The sequence below is a fragment of the Lysinibacillus sp. NPDC056185 genome (genome assembly GCF_047737915.1).
Classification (GTDB): domain Bacteria; phylum Bacillota; class Bacilli; order Bacillales_A; family Planococcaceae; genus Lysinibacillus.
Window position 1 is genome coordinate 1 of the sequence record NZ_JBLLLQ010000101.1, and the last position, 1287, is coordinate 1287.

Here is a 1287-nt window from a genome sequence, read left to right on the forward strand (position 1 = left end):
CCCGGGGCCGGCTCCGCCTACTTCTACCGGGCGTGGACCCGCAAGGAGGCGGTGGTCAAGGCCCTCGGTGTCGGACTGGCCGCCGATCTCACGACCATCGGGGTGACGCCCGGCGTACCGGGCCCGGTACAGGTACGCGCGGCCGTCTGCCGGGGCCGCCCCGGCACCCTGTGGCAGGTGCGGGACGTTCCGGTGCCCGGCCGTGCCTTCGCCGCTCTGGCCCACGAGGCCGCCGCCGTCGGACCGGTGCGCCTGCTGACCACGGTTCCCGGTTGTCCCCGGGAGACCCTCGACGCTCCGGGAGAGGACCGGCGTGGATTTCCAGTTGCTCGGACCGGTCACCGCGACCGGTGACCGGGGGCCCGTATCCCTGGGTGGCAGCAAGCCGCGCACCGTGCTCGCCCTGCTGCTCCTGACCCCCGGCCGGATCGTCTCCGACGCCAGGATGACGTCGATGCTCTGGCCCCAGGAACTGCCCGGCACCGCGCCGGCCCAGATCCAGACCTATGTGTCCCGGCTGCGCAAGGCGCTCGGGCCCGGGGTCCGGCTGGACCGCCAGCAGCCCGGCTATGTCCTGCACACCGGCGCCGACCGGATCGACCTCACCACGTTCGAGTCGTTGACGGTCCGCGGTCGCGGCGCGCTCGCCGCCGGTGCCGCAGCCGACGCAGAACGGCTCTTCGGCACGGCGCTTCGGCTCTGGCACGGGCCCGCACTGGCCGGTGTGGCGGAGCCGCTCGCCGGGGCCGAGCGGCCCTGGCTGGAGGAGGCCCGGCTGGACGCCGTCGAGAACCGGACCGAGGCCCGGCTCGCGCTGGGGCACCACGCGGCCCTCATTCCCGAACTGACCTCGCTCGCCGCCCAGCAGCCGCTGCGCGGCCGGACCCGGGGCCAGCTGATGCTCGCTCTGTACCGGGCCGGAAGGCAGGCCGAGGCCCTCGCAGGTTACGACTCCTTCCGGCGCCTGCTCGCGGAGGAGTCCGGTATCGACCCCGGTGATGACCTCAAGGCACTGCACAGCGGCATCCTGGCCGCCGACCCCGCTCTGCTCATGGCGTCCCCGGCCTCGGCGGTTCCCCGCCAAGGGCCGGTCGCCGCCGTCGGCACCCGAACGCCTCCGGCCGCGCAACTCCCGCCGGACATAACGGATTTCACCGGCCGGACCCGGGAACTCAACACCCTCGACGGACTGCTGCGCCGCCGCGTCCCCGTTTCCACCGGGGGGTACTGCCTGATCAGCGGCATGGCGGGGGTCGGCAAGACCGCCCTGGCCATGCGGTCCTCGCA

2 protein-coding genes are annotated in these 1287 nt (G+C 74.2%); both read left to right on the top strand.

The window, feature by feature from the left end; genetic code table 11:
- A partial coding sequence (locus ACMZ42_RS27140) for a 4'-phosphopantetheinyl transferase superfamily protein (protein ID WP_415733446.1) occupies positions 1 to 354 on the top strand: 354 nt, incomplete at its 5' end.
- On the top strand, positions 314 to 1287 hold a 974-nt coding region (locus tag ACMZ42_RS27145; RefSeq protein WP_415733447.1), incomplete at its 3' end, for a BTAD domain-containing putative transcriptional regulator. The genes ACMZ42_RS27140 and ACMZ42_RS27145, both read left to right, overlap by 41 nt.